Below are 26032 nucleotides of genomic sequence, written 5' to 3'. Positions count from 1 at the left end.
GGATTTTTTACTTTAAGCTGCTTCTTCATCCTGTGAGCGCAACTGTTCTAAAAGTGCATCTACATGAACTTGTTCAAAACTATGTGGCGTAAATTCCTCAAAGCCCATGCTGGTGCAGAAATCCCGGATTTCATCACGTCGTGAAATATACTTCATCGACCAGCCGGCAAAATTAATCTGCTCCAGCGGACGCATTTCAAAACGTTTGATATTCTCATGCCGTGGATCTTTGCTCAGCTTTTCAAACAATACATTCAGATGTTCTAATTTTCCTTCAAGGCATTGAAAGAAATAGCCATCTGCAAAATACAACACCCCGGTAATACCATGATGATGATTAAAATCTCGAGCCTCGGCCAGAATATCCGTTAAGTCATCGAGCAAATTCGACTTAGCAGAGGTACTCTGGCTGGCATAACAAAAATGATGCATGCTAACCTCTGTTATTTAAGTTTTCTTAAATGTAGCACGACCACTGTAACGGGATATCAATCAGATAGATAGTTTTATTGAAAATAATCTAAAGTTGGCTTAGGTAATTCTTGCAAACCTTTCTTCAATGTATCCGACCATTGTTTGCTAATTTTGGTAAAGTATTCATCATCCTCCTGAATACGCTTACCTGCCGGAATTTCAAATGAGTCCTTATTGTAGACCAGTACATCTAAAGGCATTCCCACAGAAACATTAGAACGTAAGGTAGACGCAAAAGAAATCAGCGAGCATCGCAGTGCTTCATCTAGCGGCATGTCATAGCTGAGTGCACGATCCAGAATCGGCTTGCCATATTTACTTTCCCCAATCTGGAAATACGGCGTATCGCTGGTTGCACAAATAAAGTTACCTTGCGGATAGATGTGATAAAGCTGCATATCCTGTCCGGCAATCTGCCCACCGACCAACAAACTGCAATAATAATTACTCTGTTCCATGGTATCTGAAGTGACACTTTCAATGACATGCTTCAAGGTATGGCCGACCAGTTCAGCCACTTCAAACATGGTATGTAAAGTCAGAATATTTGGTTCCTGATTCAACTCCAGTTGATTTTTAATATGCCCGATTACTGCCTGTGTCGTGGCCAGATTTCCTGATGCCTGAATAACAATGACGCGCTCACCCGGAATACCAAAGGTATACAACTTGCGAAACACCGAGATGTGATCGACACCCGCATTTGTCCGTGTGTCGCTAATGAACACCATCCCCTGCTCCAAACGGAGCGCACAACAATAAGTCATTTTTTGTCCTTACTAACAACTTAGAACCTGGACGATGGAGTACATTGATTCCACTCCGCCCTTTTCTCTTACCCCACGTACCGGCGCAACGTCCCAATAGTCACGCCCAATAGCAACATAAATATGTGCACTAGGTACAAATAACTGATTACTTACATCAAAGCAATACCAAGCCTGGTCAATAAATACCTCTGCCCAGGCATGACTGGCCAAGTGAGAGGTATTTTGTGCAAACAGATAACCTGAAACATAACGTGCCGGTAAGCCAAGATACTTACACATCGCAATGAAAATATGCGCATGATCCTGGCAAACGCCCTGTTTTGCCTCAAAAGCGTCAATGGCTGATCCATGCACAGAGCTACTATTGGTGATATACGGTACATGCTCCAATACAGCCTGAGCCAATGCGATCAGATTTAGACGCGTTGGAACTGGCACATACTGTTTTACAAAGTCCTTCATTTCCTCATTACACTGAGTAGTTGAAGTTGGTTGCAAAAACAGGTTTGGATTGATCTGGTCATTCATCCCATGATCATGATTCAGCGGATTTAACTCGACAATGCCTTGCGCCATAATGCTTAAATGCTGGTAAGGCGTACGCTGGGTACTGGTAATCCACAGATTGTGAAAAGCATCCCGACTTAACTCACGACTGCCCGGCACACTGATATCCCAAGAATGCACCTGCTGATGTACATTAGTGGAAGGCATCATCTTAATGTACTGAATACTGCTGGTGACCGTCTCGGTATAGTTATAGTGTGTTTGGTGATTCACCATCAACTTCATACATTAATCTCAAACATGTGATGAATATAATCACTGAACTGATAGAAATTATTCAGATCCGTATTTTCACGTAGCTGATTCCAGTATTCATCCAGATCAGACCAGCCCATCTCCACCAGAGTGTCAATCACATAATCAACTTTTGCAATTGTAGTGGCGGTATCTTCACCTAGGCGCAACTCTTGATCGAGCTTTTCCAGACATTGACCTAAGCTAAAGAACAGGAACACATCTGGAGATTCACCTTCCAGAATATCCTGACAATCTGTGACTACATCACAGATATAACCCGCATTCTGGTCGGCAGTACGAATCAGATGATTCAGTTCTGCATAGGCTTTGGCAGACAGCACACCGCGTAACTCCTGAATATTGTCACGAGCCACTTTAAACTGCTGATGGAATGAATATGGCTGAGCCTGATCCAGCACCATTTCATTCAATGAACTGGCATCAAAGGCTGGCAGGCAGAATGCATGCGCATAGGCAACTGCTGCATCATCTTCTAAGAATGGAAAATGGGCACATAAAAACTGCGTTCTTGATAAGTAACGACCCAACCAAAAAATATACTGCGCATTGGAATTAAGTAAAAGCATTTTGAATTCCTTCTTTGCTATTTTTATGAATGGAGGTTATCGACAATCCAGGTGTCCTTGATGCCACCGCCCTGAGAGGAATTTACCACCAGCGAACCTGCTTGCATTGCCACACGTGTTAAGCCACCTGGTACGATTTCAGTACGGTAAGGCGAGCTGAGTACAAATGGACGCAAATCAATATGGCGTTCTGCAATGCCATAATTGGTCATGGTTGGACTAACGGAAAGATCCAGCGTTGGTTGGGCAATATATAAATGTGGCGCAGCCATGATTTTCTCTCTAAAGGTTTCAATCTGCTGTCTAGACGCCTGTGGACCGATCAGCATGCCGTAGCCACCTGAACCTTGGGCTTCTTTTACAACCAGCTGGTCAAGATGCGCCAATACATAACTGAGATCTTCAGCTTCACGGCATTGGTAGGTTGGAACATTCTTCAGAATGGGTTGTTCACCAAGATAGAAATTGATCATCTTATCTACATAAGGATAGATGGATTTGTCATCTGCCACACCGGTTCCTGGCGCATTGGCAATGACAACATTATTCTGCAAATAGGCAGACATTAAGCCTGGTACGCCAAGGGTACTATCAGGTTTAAAGCAAAGCGGATCGAGATAGGCATCATCGACACGTCTATAAATAACATCCACCTGCTGACGACCACGAATCGTTTTTACATAAACTTTCGCGTTCTCTACATAAAGATCACGTGATGTCACCAAAGGCACATCCATTTCCCTTGCCAAGAAAGCATGTTCATAGTAAGCGCTATTGAAGCGACCCGGAGTTAGCACCACAATAAATGGATTATCGATAGCTGAGTTTTCTGCCAGAATTTCTCTGAGTAAATGTGGGTATTGTTCTACACCGGCAATAGGTGTCTGTTCAAACAGACCTGGCATCAGCTTTTCACTAATCTTGCGACTTTCCAGCATGTAAGACACGCCTGAAGGTGTTCTCAGGTTATCTTCCAGTACATAGAATTCACCTTTCGAATCGCGAATGATATCTACGCCGCTAATCTGGCTGTAGATTCCGCCTTTTAGGCTATGCTGATACATATGTGGCTGATAAGCCTCATGGGTGAGCACTTGCAGTTCAGGCACAATCCCTGCTTTCAGAATATCCTGCTGATGATAGATATCATGCAAAAACAGATTTAGTGCTTTAACACGCTGTTCACAGCCAAGTGCCACCATATTCCATTGCTTGCGTGCAATTACACGTGGAATGATGTCAAAAGGAATGGTACGTTCGGTGCCTTCTTCATCACCGTAAACCGTGAAGGTAATTCCTTCATAAAGAAAATGTTCTTTCGCTGCTTTATTTAACGCGTTAAGCTCATCTAAAGTGTGTTTCGACAACCACTCTTCGATTTTCTGTCCAGCCTGACCATTCATATTCTGGTCATCACGCATTTCATTAAAAAATTTAGATGACATCTGCTGTAGCACTTGTAGTGGTTTAGCTGTTTGAATTGCTACCGCATCCTTCGCTTCTGAAATATTGGTACTAATCGCCGTTGTTGAAAAATTTTCTATAGTCGTTGTGACATTTGTATCCTGGGTTTCTTTTAGCATACAAACCTCGTCGTATTGTAATCAAATTGTATATTAAACAAAGCAATATCCATGCCATGCGGTATTTTTGTACTTACCATTAATCCCTTTATTCACCAGTGACTCAATGGCATTTTTGCACCAATATGTATTTATTCTGCTATTCTCGATTACGTAAAATACTTGCGAAAAAAATAGAGTTTTTTTATTGTGTTAATGATTTTTTCTCAATTTACAGATCCTGATTTCAGCTTATGACCGGACAAGAAAAAGAAACTTCGAATAGCCTTTATCGCCAATGGCAGATTTTATCGCGCCTGACGACCGGAAAATGGATGGGCACTCGCGAATTGCAGGAAATCCTGGAACGTGAAGGTGTAGAAATCAGTTTGCGAACTATTCAGCGTGACCTGAACCAGATTGCACAGCGATTTCCAATTGAAAGCAGCAAGACCATTCCTCAGGGCTGGCGCTGGCGTTCCGATGCCCCGATTCAAAGTTTGCCTCATATGACCAGTTCACAGGCAGTAACCTTTATGATGGTTGAGGAACATCTGAAACACCTGTTACCGCCTAGCCTGATCGAGGAAATGAACCCCTGGTTTGATCTGGCACGTCGCAGCCTGTCGACACAAAACAATGTACGTCAGTGGATTAACCGGGTTCGTATCGTTCCTGCGACTCAACCGCTAATTCCACCAGTCGTTGACCGTCAGGCACAACAGGCAGTTTATGAAGGTTTATTGCAGGATAAACAGCTGGAATGTATCTATCAGGGCCGTGGGCAAAATAGCGAAGAGAAAACCTATATTCTTAATCCATTAGCCTTGGTACAAAAAGGTTCGATCATTTATCTGGTATGTACCCGCCATGACAAATCCGATATTCAAACCTTTGCCCTGCATCGCTTCAAGTCTGCCAATGTATTGAATACTCGTGCTCTGCATCCAGTGAACTTTGACATTGATGAATATATTGAATCCGGTGCTTTGGGCTTCCGGGTCAACTTCGATCAGCCGACTGAAAATGTCCTGCTGAAACTGCACATGCCTGAAGCAGATGCGCACTACTTTGAAGAAAGTCAGCTTAGCCGCGATCAACAGATTGAAAAGCTTGATAATGGCATGGCTCTCATTAGTGCAACTGTCCCTTTCACGTCTCAGCTAGTGTGGTGGTTACGTAGTTTTGGCAACAAGATTCAAAAAATTGAGCCTGAGCAAGTGGCTCGAGCTGTATATCAGCAAGACGAAGCATAAAATAGACATAAAAAAAGTCCCATTCCCGGGACTCATAATTTTTTATATTCTTTTTGTCATTGTTCTGGTTGATCTGCTGCTGATCCTGCATATATCTGTCTCGTTCCCCCAGATATATGCAGTTTGGAAGTTTCATAGTAAAGGTCATTACATACATGAGCACGCCAGCTCTGCAGTATTGAACCGGATCGCTTTCTTCGTCATACCTTCTCCTCCGTTATTGAATAAGATTACTTTAAGTCAGCTTTTCCAGCATGTGAAATAAAAAGAAGCGATGCTTTTTGCAGATTTTTTGCATAGGATTTATCCTGCTAAACATATCTATTTTGCTTAAATTTCAACCTAAATAATTTTCCAACTTAAACCTATAAAATCCAATAACAATTTTGCTCTTGTATAAAAGCACCAAGCCTTGAGAATTTGAATGTCTGATAAGAACAACAGGGAATCAAAATTTTATGGCAAATCCAGCACAACTTGTCCGGCATAAACTGCTGAATACCTTCTTTTCACGCTATTCAATCTGGTTCCTTTGCATCTTTATCGCGCTGGTATTTACCGGCTTTCATATCGGCTATTCACCCCGCTATATTTATTATTTCATGCCGCAAACGCTGGTCAATACGCTGTGGATCATCACAGCAGTATTGAGTGTGGTAGGGCTCTATGATGTGCTGCAACGCCGGCATTCTATTCTCAGAAACTATCCGATCATGGGACATTTCCGTTTCCTGTTTGAAGAGTTCCGACCGGAAATTCGTCAATACTTCATTGAAGCCGATCAGGATGCTCTGCCTTTCTCCCGTATGCAGCGCAGTCTGGTCTATCAACGCGCCAAAAATGAAAATTCTGACAAGCCTTTTGGTTCGATCATTGATGTCTATCATCATGATTATAAGTTTGTTACCCATTCGATCATTCCTTGTCAGCCTGCAGATCCAGCCACGTTCCGGATCACCATTGGTAACGAACAATGCAAGCAACCTTATAGTGCTTCGATTATGAATATTTCAGCGATGAGCTTTGGCAGTATGAGTGCCAATGCCATCCGTGCGCTTAATCTGGGTGCGAAAATGGGTAATTTCTATCATGACACCGGTGAAGGCAGTATCAGCCCCTATCATCTGGAAAATGGGGGTGACCTGGTTTGGGAAATCGGCAGTGCTTACTTTGGTTGCCGAACGCTGGATGGTCAGTTTGATCCAGTCAAATTTGTTGAAAAAGCAAAACTTCCCGAAGTAAAAATGATTGAGATCAAGTTATCTCAAGGTGCCAAACCTGGGCACGGGGGTATCTTGCCTAAAGCCAAAATTTCTGAAGAAATTGCCGAGATTCGTGGTGTTAGCCGAGAACGTGACTGTGTATCGCCTGCCAGTCACCCTGCATTTGGTACGCCAATTGAGATGATGGAATTTATTCAGCAATTACGAGAACTTTCTGGTGGAAAACCAGTTGGATTTAAACTGTGTCTGGGGCAGCCCTGGCAATTTATGAGTATCGTCAAAGCCATGCTACATACCAAAATTCTACCGGACTTTATTGTAGTTGATGGTTCAGAAGGTGGTACGGGAGCAGCACCGATTGAGATGATTGACAATATTGGCGTCCCACTTCGTGAAGGTTTATTGTTCGTTCATAACACCTTAGTGGGTGCTGGACTTCGCAAACATGTCAAAATTGGTGCAAGCGGTAAAATCATTAGTGCGTTTGATATTGCCAGTACGCTCGCTATTGGGGCAGATTGGGTCAATTCAGCACGTGGTTTTATGTTTGCTGTGGGCTGTATTCAGGCACAAAGCTGTCATACCAACCAATGTCCAGTCGGTGTAACTACCCAGGATAAGAGCCGCCAAAAGGCGTTGCACGTGCCTACTAAGGCTGAACGAGTCTATAACTACCATCGAAATACCCTAAAAGGCTTCTCTGAAATGATTGCTTCCGCAGGTGTTTGTCATCCATCTGACATTAAACCTCATCAACTGGCCCAGCGAATTAACAGTCATGAGATTAAAAACTATGCTCAATTGCACTTCTGGATGAAGGAAAATGAGCTATTGAACTGTGAAAACCGCGATGAAGAAAACTTTTATTACCGCATGTGGAATATCGCAACTGCAGAAAAATTTTAAATATAGCTAAATAAAAAAGGCGATCCCACAGAATCGCCTTTCCATAATATTAATCATCTGAACTTAATAATAGGCACGTCCACCTTGGGCATGCAGGAAGGCGGGAATCAGACCTGTCAGTGCTGCACGAATGTCAGCACGTTCATTAATCAGCTGATGAGAGCCTTCTTCGAGCATCAACAGTGTCTGTAAGCGGAATTTACGTCGAATGAACTCGATGTTATAACGCCAGTCTACCGTCTGATCCTGTGCCCCCTGCGCCAACCATACCGGGATACGGCAAGCTGGACGATCTTCCATCTGCTGCATCCAGCGTGACATTGCCAGAATCCAGTCCATACCCATCATGCGTGGCTGTAATGGGTCTTTAAGTCGGACAAAACGCAAGAATTCAGGATTATGGTTATTACGTCTGAAATGACGTGGCACTTCACGTTTGATCCGACGAATAATGCCAAGACCCACAGAATTATGCCACCAGGCTGTTTTGGCTGGACGAATTAAAGGAGATAGTAGCAATACACGATCTACAAACGGATTTTCACGGCGTTCAGCAAATTCCAGCAAATGATGCATCCAGATCGCACCACCAGTACTTTGTCCAATGCCCAGCCAAGGTTTCGGTAATTGAGTCGCATGACGTACATAACGATGCACCGCATGCAATACCTGCTGGTAATGGTCAAAGTTCTGGATATTGGCAGATGAGCCATTACTCAGGCCATGTCCCGGCAAGTCAAAAGTCAGGACGCTAAACCCTTCTTCTAGCAATTCTTTGACAATTGGCTGATAGATCCCGCTATGTTCCAGATAACCATGCAACAAGAACACGGTACCCTGAATTTTATCAAAGCGGCTTTCAGTCAGATCAGGCTCAAATACCTGTACATGCAGCTTGAACAATGGCATCTGCACATAGCCTTGCCAGTGTTTGGCATTCAGCAGGTCAAAGCCATACAGTTTCTGATACGCCTGTAATTCCAGTGTAGGCTGCATATCCCGATTCAGATTCAGCGGTTGCAGCAGCTGTGGCGTACTCTCCCGATTGGGAACCGGTAATTCCAGCTGTTTCAGGATCGTCGGGTTTAAAAATGGGATATCTGACATTAAGGTACCTCCCGACAGTCACTTGATCCAAACCACACATCTCGCAGTGTTGCTAAGAGTTCATAGTTAGCCCGTCGGCTATGGTCATAGTTTTTCACACTTGGACGCCATGCGGTGAGTGTACTTGGCATTGGAGCTTCCACTGGAATGGTCTGGATACCGTTTAGCGCGAACAGACGGCGGGTTCGTGGCATATGATAGCGGTCCGTAATCAGGATCACCGTAGGTGCTCCACCCTTCTTCTGTAACAGTAACGAGCTAAAGCGGGAATTCTCACAGGTGTTCATACTGCGGTCTTCAAGCAATTTGGCATCTACATCATAGGCCTGTAACCAGCGCTGCATATAGGGCGCTTCTACACCGCTTAATACAATCGGTAGATCATACTGCTTTTCAACTTCTAAAGTTTTTTCAAGACGCAGACGGGTATAGTCATTAACGATGATATCTTTGCCATTTTCATGCAGGGTCAAACCACCACCCAGAACTACAATGGCATAAGGTTTAGATATTCCATCCTGAACTGGCTGGGCTTGATCATGATTCAAAGTCTCAAGGTCTTCGGCAAATTCAACATTGCTCATCTGCGCGATATTTTCCTGATGCTGCTCAATATCGTAGCTTTTCAGGAATTCCACAAACTGCTCCATCTGGGCAGCATTTTCATCACTGCTTAAACTCAATAGTTCAGGAAGAGCATCTTGTTCAATGTCATCATCTGCTTCTGTTTCAGTCACCAGCAAAGGCACCTGAACTTTTTGCTGTTCAGATTTTTCTGCTTCAGCCTCACGCTCATCTTCAAGTAACTGCTGTAAAGCTTTATACCGTGCCTGTATCAGGGACAAATTCTGTGACTGATTCTTGGAAATATCTTCTTCCATGACTTTGAGATAGGCTTGGCGCGCAATCCACAACTCAGAACCCGGCTCCAGTGTTTCATTGACACTTAAAGATGCCTGTTTCTGGCTTTCAGCAGCAATCTGATTGACTTCAACCGGAACGAAATAGTTCAGGCCTTTAACCACCAGATGCGAATAAAAAGGCGAATAAAGAAAGACCATGAACAGTGCAAGCAGCACAAATAGTACAGAGACTATTTGAACTATTCGAACCATCCAGTGTGCTTTATCCATCTATTTATCCTTTAATCCTGATGTGATCTGATCAGGCCATCTTCACCAAATAAAACCGGTTCCGGCTCAAGCAGAACACCAAATTTTTCCCGAACATCGGCCTGTACAGCCTGATAGGTGGCACGGACATCCTTGAGCGAGGCATTGGCATAATTCACTAGCACCAGCGCCTGCTTATGGAACATACCGACCGAACCCAGCTGTTTGCCTTTCCATCCACTTTGGTCAATTAGCCAGCCGGCTGCCATTTTAACTTGATTATTCGGCTGCGGATAATGAGGTAAATTCGGGAATTGTTGAGCAATTTGGTCAAAGAATTGTAAATCAACTATTGGATTTTTAAAGAAACTGCCGACATTGGGATAATCTTTAGGATCAGGCAATTTGCTCTGACGGATCTGAATCACCTGACGTTCCAGATTTTCTGGGGTCTGTTCATCACCCACTGCTGTTTTCAGGTCACCATAATTGAGCTTCAATTGTGGCTGTTTTAACAGGCGGAAAATTACATGGGTGATGATGTATCGGCCTGGATGATCCTTGAAAATACTATGACGGTAGGCAAAGTCACAATCAGCAGCTGTGATTAAACTGAAAGTGTGATTTTCACGGTCATAGACTTCAACGCTTTCGATGAATTCACCGACTTCTACCCCATAAGCACCAATATTCTGTACTGGTGAAGCACCTACCAGACCTGGAATCAAGGCTAGATTTTGCAGACCATAAAAACCTTGTTGCGTCGTCCACAGTACAAAATCATGCCAGACCTGACCGCTACCAACGCAAAGGCGTTGCACTTGATCATCAGCATCTAGAAGTTCAATGCCTTGAATATTCATATGCAGCACGAGGGCATGAATCTGTTCCGGTAATAGCATATTGCTGCCACCCGAGAGAATCAGGATATTTAGCTGTTGCTGTTTGGCGAATTCTAGTGCCTGAATCAGGTCATCAGTTGATTGAATTTTGCAGTAATGTGATGCAACTGCATCCAGACTGAGGGTATTAAAAGGTTTAAGTTGAACCTGTGTTTGGATTTGCATGACTTAAACCTTAAGCTCGTTTTTGTTGCATTTTAAAAATATTGATCCACGCCAGACTGCTGGATTCACACTGATTCAGCACGCGTTCAAAACCAGCTGCACCGCCATAATAAGGATCAGGTACAGCCTGTTTTGGATAGTCAAGATCATATTCGCTCATCAGGGCGACTTCGGCACGTAATTGACCAAGTGCATCTTTGGCACGTTTCTGAAGCGCAAGAATATCACTGAGATTATCTTCATCCATTGCAAGAATCAGATCAAAATCAAGGAAATCCTGAAGAGTCAGCTGACGGGCACGCAATGCGGATAGATCATAACCACGCTTCAAAGCATGTTCCTGACTGCGCAAATCGGGTGCTTTGCCCGGGTGATAATTACTGGTTCCCGCCGAATCGACCATGATATTGAGATTATGTACATCGCAATAATGTCTGAGGACCACTTCTGCCGTGGGAGAACGACAAATATTTCCCAAACAAACACATAACACCTTATATGGCGTTCTGGATGACATAAACAACCTCAGCACTACTTTATTTTCAGGATTCTTATGTTAAGTTATTTGTATAGTGAATCCTATATCACATCGCCACAATAATATGAATTTGGATAAAAATTAAGGAAGCAGCATGCAAAGATTTCAATTCCAGACTGTTCCCAACATCATTGCCGGACTGGGCACGATACGTGAGCTGCACCAAATTCTACAGAAAGGTAAATATGTACGTGTGTTGCTGGTGACCGACCAAGGCATGATTGCGCAGAATCTGCATGAGGAAATTTTATACATTATCAATGAAGCAGGTCTGGATTATGCGATCTATGCCGATGTACAAGCCGACCCACCGGAACATATTGTGGCGGATGCGGTTTCCTTCGCCCGTCAGGAACAGATTGATGTGGTGATTGGCTTTGGTGGCGGTAGTTCACTCGATGTCGCTAAGATTATTGCTGTTTTGAGCAATCCACAGCAAAGCCAATGTCTGAATGAGCTATATGGTATAGATCAGGTTGAAGGCCCACGTCTCCCCCTGATCCTGATTCCAACGACGGCAGGCACCGGTTCGGAAGTCACGCCTATCTCGATTGTGACTACAGGTGAAATCACTAAAACTGGAATTGTTTCCCCATTTTTATTCGCTGATACTGCAATTTTAGATGCAACGCTTACCCGAGGCTTACCGCGACATATCACCGCAGCCACCGGCATCGATGCTATGGTTCATGCCATCGAAGCCTATACCTCCAAAATCAAGAAAAATCCTTATTCAGATATGCTGGCTAAACAGGCTTTGAAGCTCCTAAACAATAACCTGTCTCGTGTCCTAGAAGATGGTGATGATCTAGAAGCACGTCAGAATATGCTGGTCGGTTCGATGCTCGCTGGTCAGGCATTTGCCAATGCGCCAGTCGGTGCTGTACATGCGCTTGCTTATCCACTCGGCGGACATTTCCATTTGTCTCATGGGCATAGTAATGCCATTGTGCTAACGGAAGTACTGAAATTTAATGCGCCTGCAGCCAAACAGAAATATGCCGAACTGATGACCTGGCTCGATCCTTACAGTAAAGGCTGTCATGATGGCTTAACCGACCTATTCATTGACCATTTTAATAATCATCTAGAACGCAGCGGTTTGCCTTTGAAACTTGGTCAGCTGGATATTCCTGAACATATGCTGATGCTACTGGCAGAAGATGCCATGAAACAAACACGTCTATTGCAAAATAACCCGCGTGATATGACGGTTGAAGATGCCTTGCAGATCTATCAGGCGATTTATGTCTAACGCCCACCTATTAGAAGTAGAAGCTTCAATTAATATTAATTTTCATAAGAACGGATTCATGAGCAAAGCAACTATCAAAACGCGTGAGCAATATAATTTTTTCTTTAGTATCCAGACCCGCTGGGCGGATAATGATCTGTATGGGCATGTCAATAATGTCACCTATTACAGCTATTTTGACACTGCGGCCAATGCCCTACTGATCCAACATACTGGGTTTGATCCACGGACGTCTCCTAATATCGGACTAGTCGTGAATTCTAGCTGTCAGTTTAATCAGGAGCTGTCCTATCCTGAAGTGATTGAGGTTGGTGTAAATATTGCTAAGCTCGGAGGTTCTTCCCTGACGTATGATCTGGCCATCTTTAAGCAAGGTCATGATCAAGCCGCAGCTCAAGGCAGTTTTGTACATGTTTTTGTCGATCGCCAGACACGAAAAAGCACCCCAATTTCCAATGAAATGCGGGATGCTTTATGTCCGTTTATACGGAGCAGCTGTGCAATCTAGAACTTATTTCAGCTGAATATTCTTTAATTCAGCATCGAAGTTTTGTACCAGATCTTTCACGGCTGGTTCTGCATGTAGCAATTCTTCGGCACGTTTATATGCACGTGCCTTCCGTTCATGCTGCATGGTGTACGGTGTCAGTTCATTGACATCTTCAAATTTCACCTTGAAGTGCGTACCTGCCCACTGCTGTTTCAGTGCTTCTTCTAGTTTATGTTGTAACTGAGTCAGTAGCTGCTGGTAACGTTCTGGAATATGAAAAACTGATTCTTCCCCAATCTGTCCAGTCATGATGCCGTACTGCGCCAGTTCCTGTACGGCTGGTGAAAGTTGACTATTCCGGAACCAGAATTCCCATTTTTCAACCGTCCATTCACCCTGCATGTCCTGTACCGGAATTTGCAGGATATCCTGTGGCATTAAGTTACGATCTGTTGAAATATCCACATTTGCTGTCTGGAGAGGGACAGCTTCTGTCTGAATTTCAACTGCTGTATTCGTAGCAGTTTCTTGTTCAGGTTCTGCTGACAAATTCAATTCAGGCTTATTCTGTTCTTCTAGTACAGCAACCTGATCCTCAGGAAGATATTCTTCCAATAGGAAATCATCACTGCTAGCTTCAGAACTTGCTTCAGCTGGTTCTGACGGCACATCATCAAAACCAAACAGTCCGTCTTCCACGCTTGGATCAAACATAATCTGATCTGCACTTGGCTGCTCAACTGGAGCTGTTTCTACTGGCTGCACTTCAGCAGGTGCTGTATTTAGATCTGGTTCAGCTTCATCATCAAGAAAATCATCGGAAGATGGCTCAGACTGTGCCGATGCTGGGCTATATTCAGGCTCATCCTCATAACCATCATCTAATGGGAAATCTTCGACTACAGCTGGTGCCACTGGGGCACTTTCCTGTTGTGGCGCCACACTTTGCTGAGATACTGCTGCTTGTTGCGGTGAAATTTGTTGTATTTGTACGGTATTGGCTGGAATTTCATTCGGCTGCAATGGTCGGAATGCTAACAATCGCAGCACAGTCATTTCAAAACCTTGTTCCTGTGTCACTGCCATTTGCAGATCAGCACGACCCTTACAAGCAATTTGATAATATAGCTGTAGATCTTGTGCTGAGATCAGCCCTGAGAGCTGCATGATTTTCTGGTTAATTTCAGCGCTATATTTCAGGCTTAAATCTGGCAGGTATTGTAAAAGTGCCAGTTCATGCAAGGTTGAAATCAACTGATCCAATACCAGTGAAACATCCAGTGCCTGCTGGCGGAACTGGAATAACAGTTCACTAACACGTGCTTTCTGGTTTTGGTGAATTGCCAAAATCAGGTCATAGATAATGGTACGATCAATCAGACCCAGCATATCTTTCACGTCTTGATGCTGAATCGCACCCTGACCATAGGCAATCGCCTGATCAGTCAAAGACAGTGCATCACGGAGCGAGCCTTGTGCTGATTCGGCAATTTGCCAGATCGCATCTTGATCCGCCTGGATACTTTCTTTTTGTAAAATATGGCCCAAGTGATCGGTAATTTCATCGACTGCCAATGGGCGCAAAGTAAACTGCAGGCAGCGCGAAATCACGGTAATCGGGAGCTTTTGCGGATCTGTGGTTGCAAACAGGAACTTCACATGTTCAGGCGGTTCTTCCAGCGTTTTTAACAAGGCATTGAAAGAATGGGTGGAGAGCATGTGCACTTCATCGATCAGGTAGACCTTAAAGCGACCTTGAGTCGGTGCATAGGGAACGTTATCTAACAGTTCACGTGTATCTTCAACTTTTGTACGTGAAGCAGCATCAATTTCGATCAAGTCGATAAAACGGCCTTCATTTACTGCTGTACAGGTTGGACATACTTCACATGGGGTCGAAGTCACGCCAGTTTCACAGTTCAGACATTTTGCAAGAATACGTGCAATTGTAGTCTTACCCACACCGCGCGTGCCCGTAAACAAATAGGCGTGGTGCAGACGACCGCGTTCTAGTGCACTGGTTAAAGCACGAGAAACGTGGTTTTGACCCACCAATTCATTGAAATTACGAGGACGATATTTTCGCGCAAGTACCTGATACATGTATGCTCCTTTTTACAGGTCTAAGCATACTGTTTTTTTGATAAATAGTGAAATAAATGCAGGAATTGAATAAATAAAAATCCCTTTTCTATTCAGACTAAAAAAGGGATATAAAACAGAAGCTTTTATTAAGAATTGAGACTTTCAGCTAAAATAAAATCACTTTGCATCTGGTAGCGTTTGCCTGTTTGATCTTCACGTATTTCTAGCAAGCCCTTTTCCAGATCAACAAACAGTAAATTACGTTTAGCGACATTGACCAGCTCAATCTTCTGGCGACTATCATCCCGGAAACGGATTTTACCGGTGATGATTTCGATCTCGTTATGACCACTTAGACTTTCACGTTCCAGCACAAAGGTTTCATTTTCATTCAGTCGAAGTTTCACTGCCATGCCCGGGCAATCTTCACAGCTGGATAAACATCCCATACAGGGTGTGGTCCCTTGATATTCACCTGCCCAAGCTGTTTGCATTGCCTTTGCTTCAACTGCAGTTTGGGCCTTATCCTGCTTTGTCTCCTGACAACCCCACAGTGCAGCAGTTGCGACCAATGGAATCAAAACAACTTTCTTCATGACTCTAGATTCAGCAAGTTCATTGTGCGGCAACATAGCATAGTGAATAGCGTTAGGTAAATTGCATTAATTTATCTAGAATCCTAAAACCAACCCTTTCGTCCAGTCTGGATCTGATCAGCACAGCGTAAAGCTTCCTGGGTTAACCCCCAAAGACGATAATCCCCTGTAATGGAAGCTACTGGAAAATTATGGGTATAGGCAAAACTCAGGTTCCGATCTGGATCACACCAAGCTCCAGAACCATTAAAACCGACATGACCAAAGCCTTTAGTCGATTTGCCCAAAGTTAAGATACGGTGGTAACCCAGACGCCAATGCATCGGAAGTGGCATGATCCGGTCACGATGGGTATATTTCACCGTGCTTAAACGCTTAAAAATATCTTGTGAAATCAGTTCTTGTTCTTGCCATTGGCCTTGCTGTGCCAGCATGGCGTAGACTCTTGCCAGACTGTTCGCCGTAAATACACCCGTTGCAGCAGGTATAATGGCTTTTAACCCTTCATCACTAAAGAAATTCAGCTTCTTCATGCCTTTGGGAATCATGGCATCCTGAAAATCCTGTGGATTCTGCCCACTCCATTGCAAGACTCGTTCCATCAGATTTGGTTTTCTTGCTCTCGGCTGAGTCTTTTCTGCTCGTGGTTGGATCTCTGTTTTCTTACGATGAATTGGTCGCGCTACACGTGAAAACTCATGTTCAGGCACACCAAAATAAGCGCCATCCAACTGTAATGGCTTTACCAGATATTCGTTCATCAATTTAGCTAGCGTTTTGCCGGTGGCTTTTTCTAATGCTCCACCCACTTGCCAACCAAAGGTCAAGGGCTGATAAGCCGCAGCTGTACCTAGTTCAAAACGTGGCTTAGTTGCAGCAATCCGTTCCAGCATATGCGACCAGTCTAGCATCTCGCGGGCATCATCAATGATATTGCGAATATCATAAAGACCACTTTGATGACTCAGCATGTGTGCCAGCGTGATCTGGCCTTTACTCTGCTGGGCAAATTCTGGCCAGTATTCTGCTACAGGCGTGTCATAACTGATTAATCCACGACTCACCAGAATATGTGCCAAAGTCGCGAGTACACCTTTCCCGGTGGAATAACATACCGACATGGTATCTGGCTGCCACGGTTCCTGTTCAGATTTCTTGCCAGTATAGATATCTAGCACCTTTTCACCCTGATGGTAGACCACTAATGCTGCACCACCCTGTCCGGCACGGGCATCCTGAAAACAGCTAAACTGTACTGCCAAATCATGAAAACGTGGATATACATAGCCCTGATAATTATCAGTACTGACAGTCAAAAATTCTTTAATCGGTTTCATGTGTCCTTCCTTGGCTCATGTTGTAACTGAAATCGAATATTTATTAGGAATCCAAATAAAAAAGCCTAAATCAAGTTTAGGCTTTTTCTAAATCTTTACAGTGCTTTGATGCTTCCCGAAACATGTGGTTTCTGACTTTTCGAGTTACGGATTAGAAACTCGGTATCATTACCTGATTTTTCGGTCATGAATTGTACTTTAGATGGCAGATACATTGGCAACTTGAACCAGACATCTGCTTCATAAGCATCTGGTAAAGTCAGGCTCGCCAAGGCTCTTGCCTTGCTCCACATGCCATGTGCAATCGCCTGTTTGAAGCCAAAAGCTTTAGCTGTTAGCGCATGAATATGGATCAAGTTGAAATCGCCTGAAGACATGGCATAACGACGGCCCGTGTTTTCAGAGATGTCCCATTCTGCATTCACTTCATAATTTGGTGTCTTGCTTTCAGCAGCTTTTACAGCCGCTTTACCATCAGTTTTCTGACGTGACAGATAAGTCGTCAATGCTTCTACTACAACATCATTACCCACTTTCACGGTAGTGATGAAATCAAACTGTACGCCTTTATCATGTGGCTGTAATTCACCAAACTTGCAAGACAAAGTCAGCTGTTCATTTAAGCCCACTTTACGGTATTGCTTGACCTGATTACGAATATGTACCAGACCCAAAATTGGGAATGGGAAAGCTTCAGAGGTCATCATGTGCATTTGCAGGCTTTGTGACAGTACCGCCAGATAGATCGCTGGAATATAGCCATTGTTCTTAAAGCCACATACAGCGTTATAAGCTTTTAAATGCTTTTGATCGACCTTGAATGAATCCACCACATATTCAACTTGCAGCAGAACTTTTTCACCCTTTGGCTTTTTCGCAATCAAGCCCTGAATGATTTTTGGATAAGCAAGATACGGCTTTGGAAGTTGACTAAAATGGCGAGTATGCATACTGAACCTTTGGAAATATTATCTTTATAAAGTGACCTCTCCTGAGCATACTTCAATCATTGTATGAAAGTGAAGTACTGGAGAGGTTTTGAGAATGCTTGGAGTTTTAATCCCCCTAAGTCCCCCTTTATAAAAGGGGGACTTCTCCTCTCTTTATAAAAGAGAGGTCGGGAGAGATTCCATTAAGCCCCTAACAGACTCTGACCACAAACACGAACCACGTTGCCATTCAGACCTGTAGATGCCGTTGAAGCAAACATCGCAATTGTTTCTGCTACGTCAACCGGCAAGCCACCTTGACTCATCGAGTTCATACGGCGGCCAGCTTCACGAATCGCAAATGGAATCGCTGCAGTCATTTGAGTCTCAATAAAACCAGGAGCAACAGCGTTAATGGTAATGCCATTGCTTAACGTTGGTGCTGTATATTTCACAATACCGACCACACCCGCTTTAGACGCTGCATAGTTAGTTTGCCCCAAGTTACCTGCAATACCAGAAATTGAAGATACACAGATAATACGGCCATTGGCATTCAGACCATCATTCGACAATAGATAGTCATTTACACGTTCAATTGCTGACAGGTTGATATTGATCACCAGATCCCACAGCTCAGGCTTCATGTTTGCCAGTGTCTTGTCACGGGTAATACCAGCATTATGTACGATGATATCTAAACCACCCTGTGCAGCTGCAGCAGCTTTGATTTTCTCGCCTGCATCAGCTGCAGTGATGTCGATTGCCAGTGTAGATCCACCAATTTCACCAGCTACACGGTCAAGATCTGCTTGCTGTTGTGGAACATCTAAACAGATTACATGCGCGCCATCACGTGCAAGTACATGTGCAATCGCTTCACCGATCCCACGACTTGCACCTGTCACCACTGCAGTTTTACCTGCCAATGGTTTAGTCCAATCTACATCTTGAGTTGCTGCTGGAGATACGCGAATCACCTGACCAGACACATAAGCAGAACGCGGAGAAATCGCAAAACGTAGTGCAGACTCAAGATTTGCTTCAGCACCATTGTCGACATAGATCAGGTTCGCTGCGATGCCTTTCTTGAATTCTTTACCGACTGATTTCACAAAACCTTCAAGTGCGCGTTGTGCAATTGCCTGTTTCACTGAAGTTGCAGATTCAGGAGTTGTTCCTACAATCACCACACGACCAGATGCCTGAATTTGACGCGCAATCGGATTAAAGAAATCGTATAGTGCTTTTAAGTCATCAGAATTTTGAATACCTGACGCATCAAAAATTGCCACTTTGAATTTTGACTCTTTATCACCCTGGTTAAATGCACTCAGATTCAGACCTGCTTGTGCTGCTGCTTGCTGAAGCTCAGCATTATTACCTGCATAACTATTGGCATGAATATTTGCCAAAACATGTGCAATTGAACCGGTCAAAGTACTACCAGGTGCAGCACCTACTAAAACAGCACCTTTTACTACAGGCGTTGCAGACTCATAGCGCTCAAGAAAAGTTGGGGATGGAAGCCCCAGGTTTTTGATGACAAATTTACCAATAGGAGATTTTGCGAACGCTTGGTACTGGTCAGTCATGATTATTATCTCTCTTACAAATTAATTTTTGATTGATCTAAAGTTATCCTTTAACTTCAATATGATGTCAGATACTTATATTTCAATAGATCCATCAGATTCCGGTCAATAATACTTGAGATAATAAGCAGATGACTTGACCTAAGCGCAGTCTGTAATGTCATTCTAGTCAATTCAGCCTATAGCCTTCTATGCTAATGTACCTGCCAAGAAGATGATCAATTTGCCTGGTTAAGCCTTATGAGCAAAACAACTCAAGAAAATCCAGCGGTCGAGAATCCTGCAGTCGAAAGCGTGTCAAAACCATCAACAGCACGCAAACGCACCAGCAAAACGACGAGTGCAACGCCTGTAGAAAAAAGTCCGACGAAAACCACGCGCACCCGTGCTGCGTCTAATCGTGCGGAAAAAACGACTTCAAGCAATAAAACCTCAACACCAAAAACACAGATTTCTGTTCAACAGGACCAAAACATGAGCCAAAACACAGTTCGCCGCGTTGCTATTATCGGTGGTAACCGCATTCCCTTTGCACGTTCTAACGGTGCTTACTTTACGGCATCCAATACTGATATGTTCACCGCAGCCCTGAATGGCCTGATTGAACGTTTTAATTTACAAGGTCAACGCCTGGGTGAAGTGGTTGCGGGTGCGGTATTGAAACACAGCCGTGACTTTAACATGACCCGTGAGTGCGTATTGAATACAGCACTAGCACCTGAAACCCCTGCTTATGACATTCAACAAGCATGTGGTACGGGTCTGCAAGCTGCATTTCTGGTTGCCAATAAAATTGCCCTAGGTCAAATCGAAGTGGGTGTGGCTGGTGGTGTAGATACTACTTCTGATGCGCCAATCGCATTTGGTGATGGTTTACGTAAAGCTTTACTTGAACTGAACATTGCAAAAACTGCAAAAGACCGTTTGAAAGCTTTAACAAAAATTAATGTGAAAGACCTGATGGATGCACCAAAAAATGGTGAGCCGCGTACTGGTCTGTCTATGGGTGATCATCAGGCGATTACGACACTGGAATGGGGCATTTCTCGTGAAGCACAGGATGAACTGGCTGCATCTTCTCACCAGAAAATGGCTGCTGCTTATGAAGAAGGTTTCTTTGATGACCTGATCACCCCCTTCCTAGGTTTAGAACGTGACAATAACCTGCGTCCAGATTCTTCAGTTGAAAAACTGGCAAAACTTAAACCAGCTTTTGGTAAGGGCGATGCACGTACCATGACTGCAGGTAACTCTACTCCACTGACTGATGGTGCATCTTGTGTACTGTTAGCATCTGAAGAATGGGCAAAAGCCAATGGTCATGAAGTACTTGCTTACCTGACTTTCCAGGAAACTGCTGCAGTTGATTTCGTTGAGAAGAAAGAAGGTCTATTAATGGCACCTGCTTATGCAGTTCCACGTATGTTGGAACGTGCTGGCCTGAAACTTCAAGACTTCGATTACTATGAAATCCATGAGGCATTTGCATCTCAAGTCCTTTCAACCTTGAAAGCATGGGAAGATCCGAAATTCTGCAAAGAACGTTTAGGCCTGGATGCACCATTGGGTTCAATTGACCGCGCGAAATTGAACGTAAAAGGTTCTTCACTGGCTGCGGGTCACCCATTTGCTGCAACAGGTGGTCGTATCATCGCGACTGCTGCAAAATTATTAAACCAGAAAGGTTCAGGTCGTGTACTGGTATCGATCTGTGCAGCGGGTGGTCAAGGTGTCACTGCGATTATTGAAAAATAATCTTTAAACTTTACTAAAAAAGCACCTTATTTAAGGTGCTTTTTTATGGGTTATGAAATGCCTTAAAGCAGATTAACTTTTAGCATATTCAGGGCGAATTCCCATTTTTAGCTCAATCTGGTCATAAAACCACTGGAAAATGAAGGTATAAACCAAAATACACAGCGTCAAACTTAGATCAGTCAAAATTGCCTGCCACAAGCTCATCTCTAAGGCATAAGCCACCATTGGAATAGTTGCCAACATCAGACCACCTTCAAAACCGATGGCATGGGCAATACGTATCTTAATGGTTCTTTTCAGCTGATGTTTAGCTTCGATCTTTTCAAAATAATGGTTAAACAGCATGTTCCAGAAGACTGAAGTAACTGCCATGGCAATACCTAAAGTTCCAGTCACTTCCATCGGCATATGAAAAATATAACTCAGGGCAATCGCAATAATGACCAACAGAATAATCTCATAGCTCAGCGCATGCACAATCCTTCTGCTTGAAATTAACATCTCTGCTTACTCAAATAACTTAAATGATGTTGGTTAGTTTATTTCCAATTATTTGATTATTCGAGTTAGAATCTTTCAAAAATATTGATAGATTAAAAGATGAACATCAATCAAGAACAATTACTGTTATTTAAAGCGGTTATAGAAACTGGTTCTTTCTCTGCGGCTGCACGTAAGCTCGGCAAAGTGCCCTCTGCCGTGAGTATGGCGATTGCCAATATGGAAATTGATCTAGATCTACAATTATTTGAACGAATTGGTCGTGAGCCGCAACCAACAGCAGCTGCTCAAGCGCTGTATAAAAAAACAGAACAGCTATTGGTGGAAATGAATCAGTGGAAGCAACATGCTCAAGCATTAAGTTCAGGTCTAGAATCTGAACTGAATATTGTGATCGTCTCTGAGCTATTACATACGCGATGGACCGATTATGTGGTATTGCTGGAGCAACAATTTCCGGATTTACAGATCAATGTTTTCTCTGCCCCGCAGGAAGATGCGCATCGGATGCTATTTGAAGGCTCGGCACAGTTGGCATTGATGTTTGAGCGGGAACAACTGGAAACCCGAGAACAATTTGTCGAGTTAAAAAAAGAAAGTCTGGTCGCTGTAGCAGCGAAATCCCATCCCTTAAGTCAGCTTGAACAGGTCAGTTATGAGCAGATTCTGAATAGCCGCCAGATTGTAGTGGCTAGCCGTGATCGTCAGATCAAGCCGGAACTGTTATTTTCAAAACATTATTGGCGTACTGACAATCATCATTCAGCCTATCGACAGATTAAACAGGGGCTGGGTTGGGGAATTTTACCAATAGAAATGCTGCAGGAGCATCCGCATATTCGGGAACAGCTGCATATTCTGGATTTGTATGATTTCACACCAAAGTTTGACTATTTTGTCGATCTGGTCTGGAGCCGTGAAACTAAACTCGGCAAAGCTGCACATTTTTTGATTAATCACATCAGAAATCAACGTAAAAACACAGTTTAGTTACCGAAATTAGTCGGTGAACGCTTGGGAAATAAGCACTTTGTGATATAACAGAATGCATAAGCAATAACCTAAGAACTAGATCCAAATGACTCAAAGTGCGTTAAACCAATTAAAACAATTCACCACCATTGTTGCAGACAGTAGTGACTTAGCTGCAATTGAAAAGTTCCGTCCACTCGATGCGACCACCAATCCTTCACTGATTACTGCGGCGGCGAATCAGGCTGAAAACAAGGCGCTTATTGAAGATGCTTACGCTCAAGCTAAAACTGAAGGTTATGTGGGCAATGAACTGATTGAACGCACAATTGATATTTTGACCGTTAAATTCGGTGTAGAAATTCTTAAACTGATTGAAGGCCGTGTTTCAACTGAAGTGGATGCATCCCTGTCTTATGACATTGAAGCAACAATTGCCAAAGCCAAAGAATTGTTGGCATTGTATGCACAATACGGTGTTTCTTCAAACCGTATTCTGATCAAGATCGCATCGACCTGGGAAGGTATTCAGGCTGCCCGCGCCCTTGAAGCTGAAAGTATTCATACCAACTTGACCCTACTCTTTGGTCAGCATCAGGCACAAGCTTGTGCAGATGCCAAAGTTACCCTGATTTCTCCATTCGTTGGCCGTATTCTGGACTGGTACAAAAAAGCCGAAGGCGTAGATCACTACCCGATTGAAAAAGATCCTGGCGTGTTATCGGTGAAAAGTATTTATAACTTCTATAAATCACACGGTATTCAGACTGAAGTGATGGGTGCCAGCTTCCGGAGTATTGATCAGGTTCTTGGTCTGACTGGATGTGATCTACTGACTGTTGCGCCAAACCTACTTGATCAGCTGGAACAGGATAACCGTGTCGTTGAGCCACAGTTATCTGCAAATCATGTGACAGAGCAAGGCTCTTTAACGCCAATTAGCCAAGAAGACTTTAAGCAACAATTGCAACAAGATCCAATGGCATCTCAGTTATTGGAGGCTGGTATTCAGGGCTTTATTAAGGCACGTGAACAGCTGTCTACCCTGTTAAAGCAAAGTTTTACAGCAGATTCAGAAATTAAGGCTTAAATCTTAATTCAGTCATGAGCCGATGCGGGTATAATGCCGCATCGGCTTTTTTGTATGTGGTTTTTGTGTGTTTGGTATCACTGATTTAACGACCTTTATCATTGGCACAACGTTAATTGTGATGTTACCCGGACCAAATTCCCTGTATGTCATGTCGGTAGCTTCTCGCTATGGGATTAAAACTGGCTATCGGGCCGCTTTCGGCGTCTATGCCGGAGATATGGTCTTAATTTTCCTGACCGCACTCGGTGCTGCATCTTTACTGCATGCCTTTCCGGTCTTATTTACTATTCTGAAAATAATCGGTGCAATTTACTTAAGTTATCTGGGTATTAAACTGCTGATTGCGGCTTACCACACCTGGAATACCACACATAGCAATGCACATATCCAGCAAGCTGAACAGAGTCTAGAACAGCTACATCCTTTCCGTACCGCGATGACCATCAGTATTTTGAATCCCAAAGCGATTCTGTTTTATCTCTCCTTCTTTGTGCAGTTTGTTGATCCCGCCTATTCCTATCCAGCGCTGACTTTTACCATTTTGGCCATCATATTACAGATGATTAGCATGTCTTATCTGAGTATTCTGATTTTCTCAGGTGCCAGTCTGGCCCAATTCTTTGGTCATCGTGATCGCCTGACTTCGCTCTGTGTAGCCAGCGTAGCGATCCTGTTTTGTGGCTTTGGCCTTAAACTGGCAACCTCAACTTTATAAACTGCATCACACTCCAACAACTTTAAATCACACGTGATTTAGGTTGTTTCTGCCTTTAAGGATATTCCTGATGGGCGTATGATGAGTGCACTTTTCACTCATACTGATTATCTCTGCAATGGATATGCAAAAATTTCTTCAAGACGTCTCCCTACCCGCAGTTTTTGCTGGTTTTATTACTTTTTTAGTGGGTATCAGTGTTTCCTCCGTGCTGGTGATTCAAGCCGCACAGCTCTTGGGCGCGAATACAGCTGAAATCACCTCCTGGTTCTGGGCCTTAGGCATCGGGATTGGTCTTTGTGGACTGATTCTGTCCTGGAAGTTTAAATATCCAGTTGCGACGTCCTGGTCGACGGCAGGTCTGGCCTTAATCTTGGCGACTGGAACGGGTTATAGCCTACCTGAAGCATTAGGTGCTTTTCTGATTTGCGGACTCGTCACCGCAGTATTGGGTTTTCTGGGTATTTTTGAAAAAGTCCTGCATGCCATTCCACAAAGTTTAACCAGCGCAATGTTAGCCGGGGTTTTGCTTAAATTCGGGATTGGTCTGTTTGCCAGCTTGCAGCATGAACTGGGTTTTATCCTGTCTCTACTGGCTGCCTATATCATTGCCAAACGCCTGTCACCGCGTTATAGCATTGTCGTTACCGTGATTGCTGGTGTAGCCCTATGTCCAATATTTCTGGACTTTCATCCACCAAGCCTGCATTGGTCACTGGCTCATCCAGCCTGGGTGAATCCTGAATTTTCCTGGACTGCGATTCTTGGTCTGGCTTTGCCACTCTTTGTTATCAACATGGCCTCGCAATATCTACCCGGCCTGGCGATGATTAAAAGTTATGGTTATACCCCACATGTTAATCAGCTGATTGGCTGGACCGGTACTGCTCAAACCTTATTGGCTCCGTTCGGTTGCTTTGCCGTGAATATTGCTGCGATCAGTGCCGCCATCAGTCTTGATGATCAGGCCCATCCAGATAGCAAGAAGCGTTATATCGCAGGCATGAGCTGTGGTTTCTTCTATATTTTGATGGGATTATTTGCAGCAACCCTCACCAGTATTCTTTTAGCCTTCCCGGCTGTATTTATTACTGCGCTGGCCGGTATTGCCCTGCTTGGCACCATTGGTCATAACATTGCGCTTGCTTTTAACCAGATAGATGAACGTGAAGCGGCGTTATTGACCTTCCTGTTCAGCGCTTCAGGGGTGCAGTTCCTTGGAATTGGCTCTGCATTCTGGGGACTATTATTTGGCCTGGTCGTACACCTGTTCTTTAAATGGCGTAAAACCTATTAAGAT

The 26032-nt window shown here is 43.7% G+C and carries 24 protein-coding genes; 9 read left to right on the top strand and 15 right to left on the bottom strand.

Going from position 1 to position 26032, the window contains the following annotated elements; all coding sequences use genetic code 11:
- Window positions 1-12 precede the first annotated feature (12 nt).
- The 5 genes from BS636_RS11750 to BS636_RS11730 form a co-directional block, all read right to left on the bottom strand.
- Complete coding sequence (locus tag BS636_RS11750; protein WP_099338933.1) at window positions 13-432, bottom strand: BLUF domain-containing protein; 420 nt, start codon at window positions 430-432, stop codon at window positions 13-15.
- A gap of 74 nt (window positions 433-506) precedes the next feature.
- Window positions 507-1241 (bottom strand): proteasome-type protease, encoded by a 735-nt coding sequence (locus BS636_RS11745; RefSeq protein ID WP_099338932.1) that lies wholly within the window; start codon window positions 1239-1241, stop codon window positions 507-509.
- 12 nt (window positions 1242-1253) lie between these two features.
- Window positions 1254-2036: a transglutaminase family protein gene (locus tag BS636_RS11740; protein WP_099338931.1), complete on the bottom strand. Its 783-nt coding sequence runs from the start codon at window positions 2034-2036 to the stop codon at window positions 1254-1256.
- Window positions 2033-2635 carry an alpha-E domain-containing protein gene (locus tag BS636_RS11735; RefSeq protein WP_099338930.1) on the bottom strand — a complete coding sequence of 201 codons (603 nt, stop codon included), beginning with the start codon at window positions 2633-2635 and terminating at the stop codon, window positions 2033-2035. Before BS636_RS11735 ends, BS636_RS11740 begins: the two co-directional genes overlap by 4 nt.
- Before the next feature lie 23 nt (window positions 2636-2658).
- Window positions 2659-4218 (bottom strand): circularly permuted type 2 ATP-grasp protein, encoded by a 1560-nt coding sequence (locus tag BS636_RS11730; protein ID WP_099338929.1) that lies wholly within the window; start codon window positions 4216-4218, stop codon window positions 2659-2661.
- Between the two features lie 233 nt (window positions 4219-4451).
- Here BS636_RS11730 and BS636_RS11725 point away from each other — a divergent pair, with 233 nt between their 5' ends.
- Both BS636_RS11725 and BS636_RS11720 read left to right on the top strand, forming a co-directional pair.
- On the top strand, window positions 4452-5453 hold the full coding sequence (locus BS636_RS11725; protein ID WP_099338928.1) for a helix-turn-helix transcriptional regulator: 1002 nt from the start codon (window positions 4452-4454) through the stop codon (window positions 5451-5453).
- A gap of 458 nt (window positions 5454-5911) precedes the next feature.
- Window positions 5912-7582, top strand: a complete 1671-nt coding sequence (locus BS636_RS11720) for an FMN-binding glutamate synthase family protein (protein ID WP_099338927.1) — start codon at window positions 5912-5914, stop codon at window positions 7580-7582.
- A 63-nt stretch (window positions 7583-7645) separates the two neighbouring features.
- Here the strand turns inward: BS636_RS11720 and BS636_RS11715 are convergent, their stop codons facing one another.
- The 4 genes from BS636_RS11715 to BS636_RS11700 are packed head-to-tail and all read right to left on the bottom strand — an operon-like array spanning window position 7646 to window position 11385.
- Window positions 7646-8689 (bottom strand): alpha/beta hydrolase, encoded by a 1044-nt coding sequence (locus BS636_RS11715; protein ID WP_099338926.1) that lies wholly within the window; start codon window positions 8687-8689, stop codon window positions 7646-7648.
- Entirely contained in the window at window positions 8689-9822 is a 1134-nt protein-coding gene (locus tag BS636_RS11710) for a YdcF family protein (protein ID WP_099338925.1), read from the bottom strand. The genes BS636_RS11715 and BS636_RS11710 overlap by 1 nt, the downstream gene beginning before the upstream one ends.
- Window positions 9823-9833: 11 nt before the next feature.
- Window positions 9834-10868 (bottom strand): UDP-N-acetylmuramate dehydrogenase, encoded by a 1035-nt coding sequence (gene murB, locus BS636_RS11705; protein WP_099338924.1) that lies wholly within the window; start codon window positions 10866-10868, stop codon window positions 9834-9836.
- 10 nt (window positions 10869-10878) lie between these two features.
- A complete protein-coding gene (locus tag BS636_RS11700) occupies window positions 10879-11385 on the bottom strand; it encodes a low molecular weight protein-tyrosine-phosphatase (protein WP_099338923.1) in 507 nt (168 codons plus the stop codon).
- A gap of 115 nt (window positions 11386-11500) precedes the next feature.
- On the opposite strand from BS636_RS11700, the gene BS636_RS11695 reads away from it, so the two are divergent.
- On the top strand, window positions 11501-12661 hold the full coding sequence (locus tag BS636_RS11695) for an iron-containing alcohol dehydrogenase (protein ID WP_099338922.1): 1161 nt from the start codon (window positions 11501-11503) through the stop codon (window positions 12659-12661).
- A gap of 58 nt (window positions 12662-12719) precedes the next feature.
- On the top strand, window positions 12720-13169 hold the full coding sequence (locus BS636_RS11690) for an acyl-CoA thioesterase (RefSeq protein WP_099338921.1): 450 nt from the start codon (window positions 12720-12722) through the stop codon (window positions 13167-13169).
- A 3-nt stretch (window positions 13170-13172) separates the two neighbouring features.
- On the opposite strand, the gene dnaX is transcribed toward BS636_RS11690, so the two are convergent.
- The 5 genes from dnaX to BS636_RS11665 all read right to left on the bottom strand — a co-directional run bounded on the left by dnaX (window position 13173) and on the right by BS636_RS11665 (window position 19693).
- Window positions 13173-15254, bottom strand: coding sequence for a DNA polymerase III subunit gamma/tau (dnaX, locus tag BS636_RS11685; RefSeq protein WP_099338920.1), 2082 nt, complete (start codon window positions 15252-15254; stop codon window positions 13173-13175).
- Between the two features lie 128 nt (window positions 15255-15382).
- Window positions 15383-15832, bottom strand: coding sequence for a copper resistance protein NlpE N-terminal domain-containing protein (locus BS636_RS11680; protein WP_099339659.1), 450 nt, complete (start codon window positions 15830-15832; stop codon window positions 15383-15385).
- Between the two features lie 83 nt (window positions 15833-15915).
- A complete protein-coding gene (locus BS636_RS11675; protein WP_099338919.1) occupies window positions 15916-17169 on the bottom strand; it encodes a serine hydrolase domain-containing protein in 1254 nt (417 codons plus the stop codon).
- Window positions 17170-17264: 95 nt separating this feature from the next.
- Complete coding sequence (locus BS636_RS11670) at window positions 17265-18119, bottom strand: MaoC family dehydratase (RefSeq protein ID WP_099338918.1); 855 nt, start codon at window positions 18117-18119, stop codon at window positions 17265-17267.
- A gap of 182 nt (window positions 18120-18301) precedes the next feature.
- Entirely contained in the window at window positions 18302-19693 is a 1392-nt protein-coding gene (locus tag BS636_RS11665; protein ID WP_099338917.1) for a 3-oxoacyl-ACP reductase, read from the bottom strand.
- Window positions 19694-19933: 240 nt separating this feature from the next.
- Here BS636_RS11665 and BS636_RS11660 point away from each other — a divergent pair, with 240 nt between their 5' ends.
- Window positions 19934-21448: an acetyl-CoA C-acetyltransferase gene (locus BS636_RS11660; protein ID WP_099338916.1), complete on the top strand. Its 1515-nt coding sequence runs from the start codon at window positions 19934-19936 to the stop codon at window positions 21446-21448.
- Between the two features lie 72 nt (window positions 21449-21520).
- On the opposite strand, the gene aceI is transcribed toward BS636_RS11660, so the two are convergent.
- Complete coding sequence (gene aceI, locus BS636_RS11655; protein WP_099338915.1) at window positions 21521-21952, bottom strand: chlorhexidine efflux PACE transporter AceI; 432 nt, start codon at window positions 21950-21952, stop codon at window positions 21521-21523.
- 99 nt (window positions 21953-22051) lie between these two features.
- Here aceI and BS636_RS11650 point away from each other — a divergent pair, with 99 nt between their 5' ends.
- From BS636_RS11650 to BS636_RS11635, 4 genes are all read left to right on the top strand, one after another.
- The gene (locus BS636_RS11650) at window positions 22052-22942 is read left to right on the top strand and encodes a LysR family transcriptional regulator (RefSeq protein ID WP_099338914.1); all 891 of its coding nucleotides are present in this window, start codon (window positions 22052-22054) and stop codon (window positions 22940-22942) included.
- 88 nt (window positions 22943-23030) lie between these two features.
- Entirely contained in the window at window positions 23031-24014 is a 984-nt protein-coding gene (gene tal, locus BS636_RS11645) for a transaldolase (RefSeq protein ID WP_099338913.1), read from the top strand.
- Window positions 24015-24081: 67 nt separating this feature from the next.
- A complete protein-coding gene (gene leuE / locus BS636_RS11640; RefSeq protein WP_099338912.1) occupies window positions 24082-24732 on the top strand; it encodes a leucine efflux protein LeuE in 651 nt (216 codons plus the stop codon).
- Between the two features lie 124 nt (window positions 24733-24856).
- The gene (locus BS636_RS11635) at window positions 24857-26029 is read left to right on the top strand and encodes a benzoate/H(+) symporter BenE family transporter (RefSeq protein ID WP_099338911.1); all 1173 of its coding nucleotides are present in this window, start codon (window positions 24857-24859) and stop codon (window positions 26027-26029) included.
- Window positions 26030-26032: the final 3 nt, after the last annotated feature.

The sequence above is a fragment of the Acinetobacter sp. LoGeW2-3 genome (assembly GCF_002688565.1).
Classification (GTDB): Bacteria; Pseudomonadota; Gammaproteobacteria; order Pseudomonadales; family Moraxellaceae; genus Acinetobacter.
The sequence above is the reverse complement of the archived record's forward strand: the minus strand, read 5'-3'. Positions and strand labels throughout refer to the sequence as shown.

Bases quoted from the DNA above. Each gene is read 5' to 3' on its own strand.
- BS636_RS11665 (WP_099338917.1), bottom strand. From the start codon at position 19,693: ATGACTGACCAGTACCAAGCGTTCGCAAAATCTCCTATTGGTAAATTT.
- BS636_RS11720 (WP_099338927.1), top strand. From the start codon at position 5,912: ATGGCAAATCCAGCACAACTTGTCCGGCATAAACTGCTGAATACCTTC.
- BS636_RS11725 (WP_099338928.1), top strand. From the start codon at position 4,452: ATGACCGGACAAGAAAAAGAAACTTCGAATAGCCTTTATCGCCAATGG.
- BS636_RS11675 (WP_099338919.1), bottom strand. From the start codon at position 17,169: ATGAAACCGATTAAAGAATTTTTGACTGTCAGTACTGATAATTATCAG.
- BS636_RS11690 (WP_099338921.1), top strand. From the start codon at position 12,720: ATGAGCAAAGCAACTATCAAAACGCGTGAGCAATATAATTTTTTCTTT.
- BS636_RS11750 (WP_099338933.1), bottom strand. From the start codon at position 432: ATGCATCATTTTTGTTATGCCAGCCAGAGTACCTCTGCTAAGTCGAAT.
- BS636_RS11650 (WP_099338914.1), top strand. From the start codon at position 22,052: ATGAACATCAATCAAGAACAATTACTGTTATTTAAAGCGGTTATAGAA.
- tal (WP_099338913.1), top strand. From the start codon at position 23,031: ATGACTCAAAGTGCGTTAAACCAATTAAAACAATTCACCACCATTGTT.
- BS636_RS11745 (WP_099338932.1), bottom strand. From the start codon at position 1,241: ATGACTTATTGTTGTGCGCTCCGTTTGGAGCAGGGGATGGTGTTCATT.
- BS636_RS11730 (WP_099338929.1), bottom strand. From the start codon at position 4,218: ATGCTAAAAGAAACCCAGGATACAAATGTCACAACGACTATAGAAAAT.
- BS636_RS11635 (WP_099338911.1), top strand. From the start codon at position 24,857: ATGCAAAAATTTCTTCAAGACGTCTCCCTACCCGCAGTTTTTGCTGGT.
- BS636_RS11715 (WP_099338926.1), bottom strand. From the start codon at position 8,689: ATGTCAGATATCCCATTTTTAAACCCGACGATCCTGAAACAGCTGGAA.
- BS636_RS11740 (WP_099338931.1), bottom strand. From the start codon at position 2,036: ATGAAGTTGATGGTGAATCACCAAACACACTATAACTATACCGAGACG.
- BS636_RS11670 (WP_099338918.1), bottom strand. From the start codon at position 18,119: ATGCATACTCGCCATTTTAGTCAACTTCCAAAGCCGTATCTTGCTTAT.
- BS636_RS11700 (WP_099338923.1), bottom strand. From the start codon at position 11,385: ATGTCATCCAGAACGCCATATAAGGTGTTATGTGTTTGTTTGGGAAAT.
- aceI (WP_099338915.1), bottom strand. From the start codon at position 21,952: ATGTTAATTTCAAGCAGAAGGATTGTGCATGCGCTGAGCTATGAGATT.
- BS636_RS11695 (WP_099338922.1), top strand. From the start codon at position 11,501: ATGCAAAGATTTCAATTCCAGACTGTTCCCAACATCATTGCCGGACTG.
- BS636_RS11660 (WP_099338916.1), top strand. From the start codon at position 19,934: ATGAGCAAAACAACTCAAGAAAATCCAGCGGTCGAGAATCCTGCAGTC.
- dnaX (WP_099338920.1), bottom strand. From the start codon at position 15,254: ATGTATCAGGTACTTGCGCGAAAATATCGTCCTCGTAATTTCAATGAA.
- murB (WP_099338924.1), bottom strand. From the start codon at position 10,868: ATGCAAATCCAAACACAGGTTCAACTTAAACCTTTTAATACCCTCAGT.
- BS636_RS11735 (WP_099338930.1), bottom strand. From the start codon at position 2,635: ATGCTTTTACTTAATTCCAATGCGCAGTATATTTTTTGGTTGGGTCGT.
- BS636_RS11710 (WP_099338925.1), bottom strand. From the start codon at position 9,822: ATGGATAAAGCACACTGGATGGTTCGAATAGTTCAAATAGTCTCTGTA.
- BS636_RS11680 (WP_099339659.1), bottom strand. From the start codon at position 15,832: ATGAAGAAAGTTGTTTTGATTCCATTGGTCGCAACTGCTGCACTGTGG.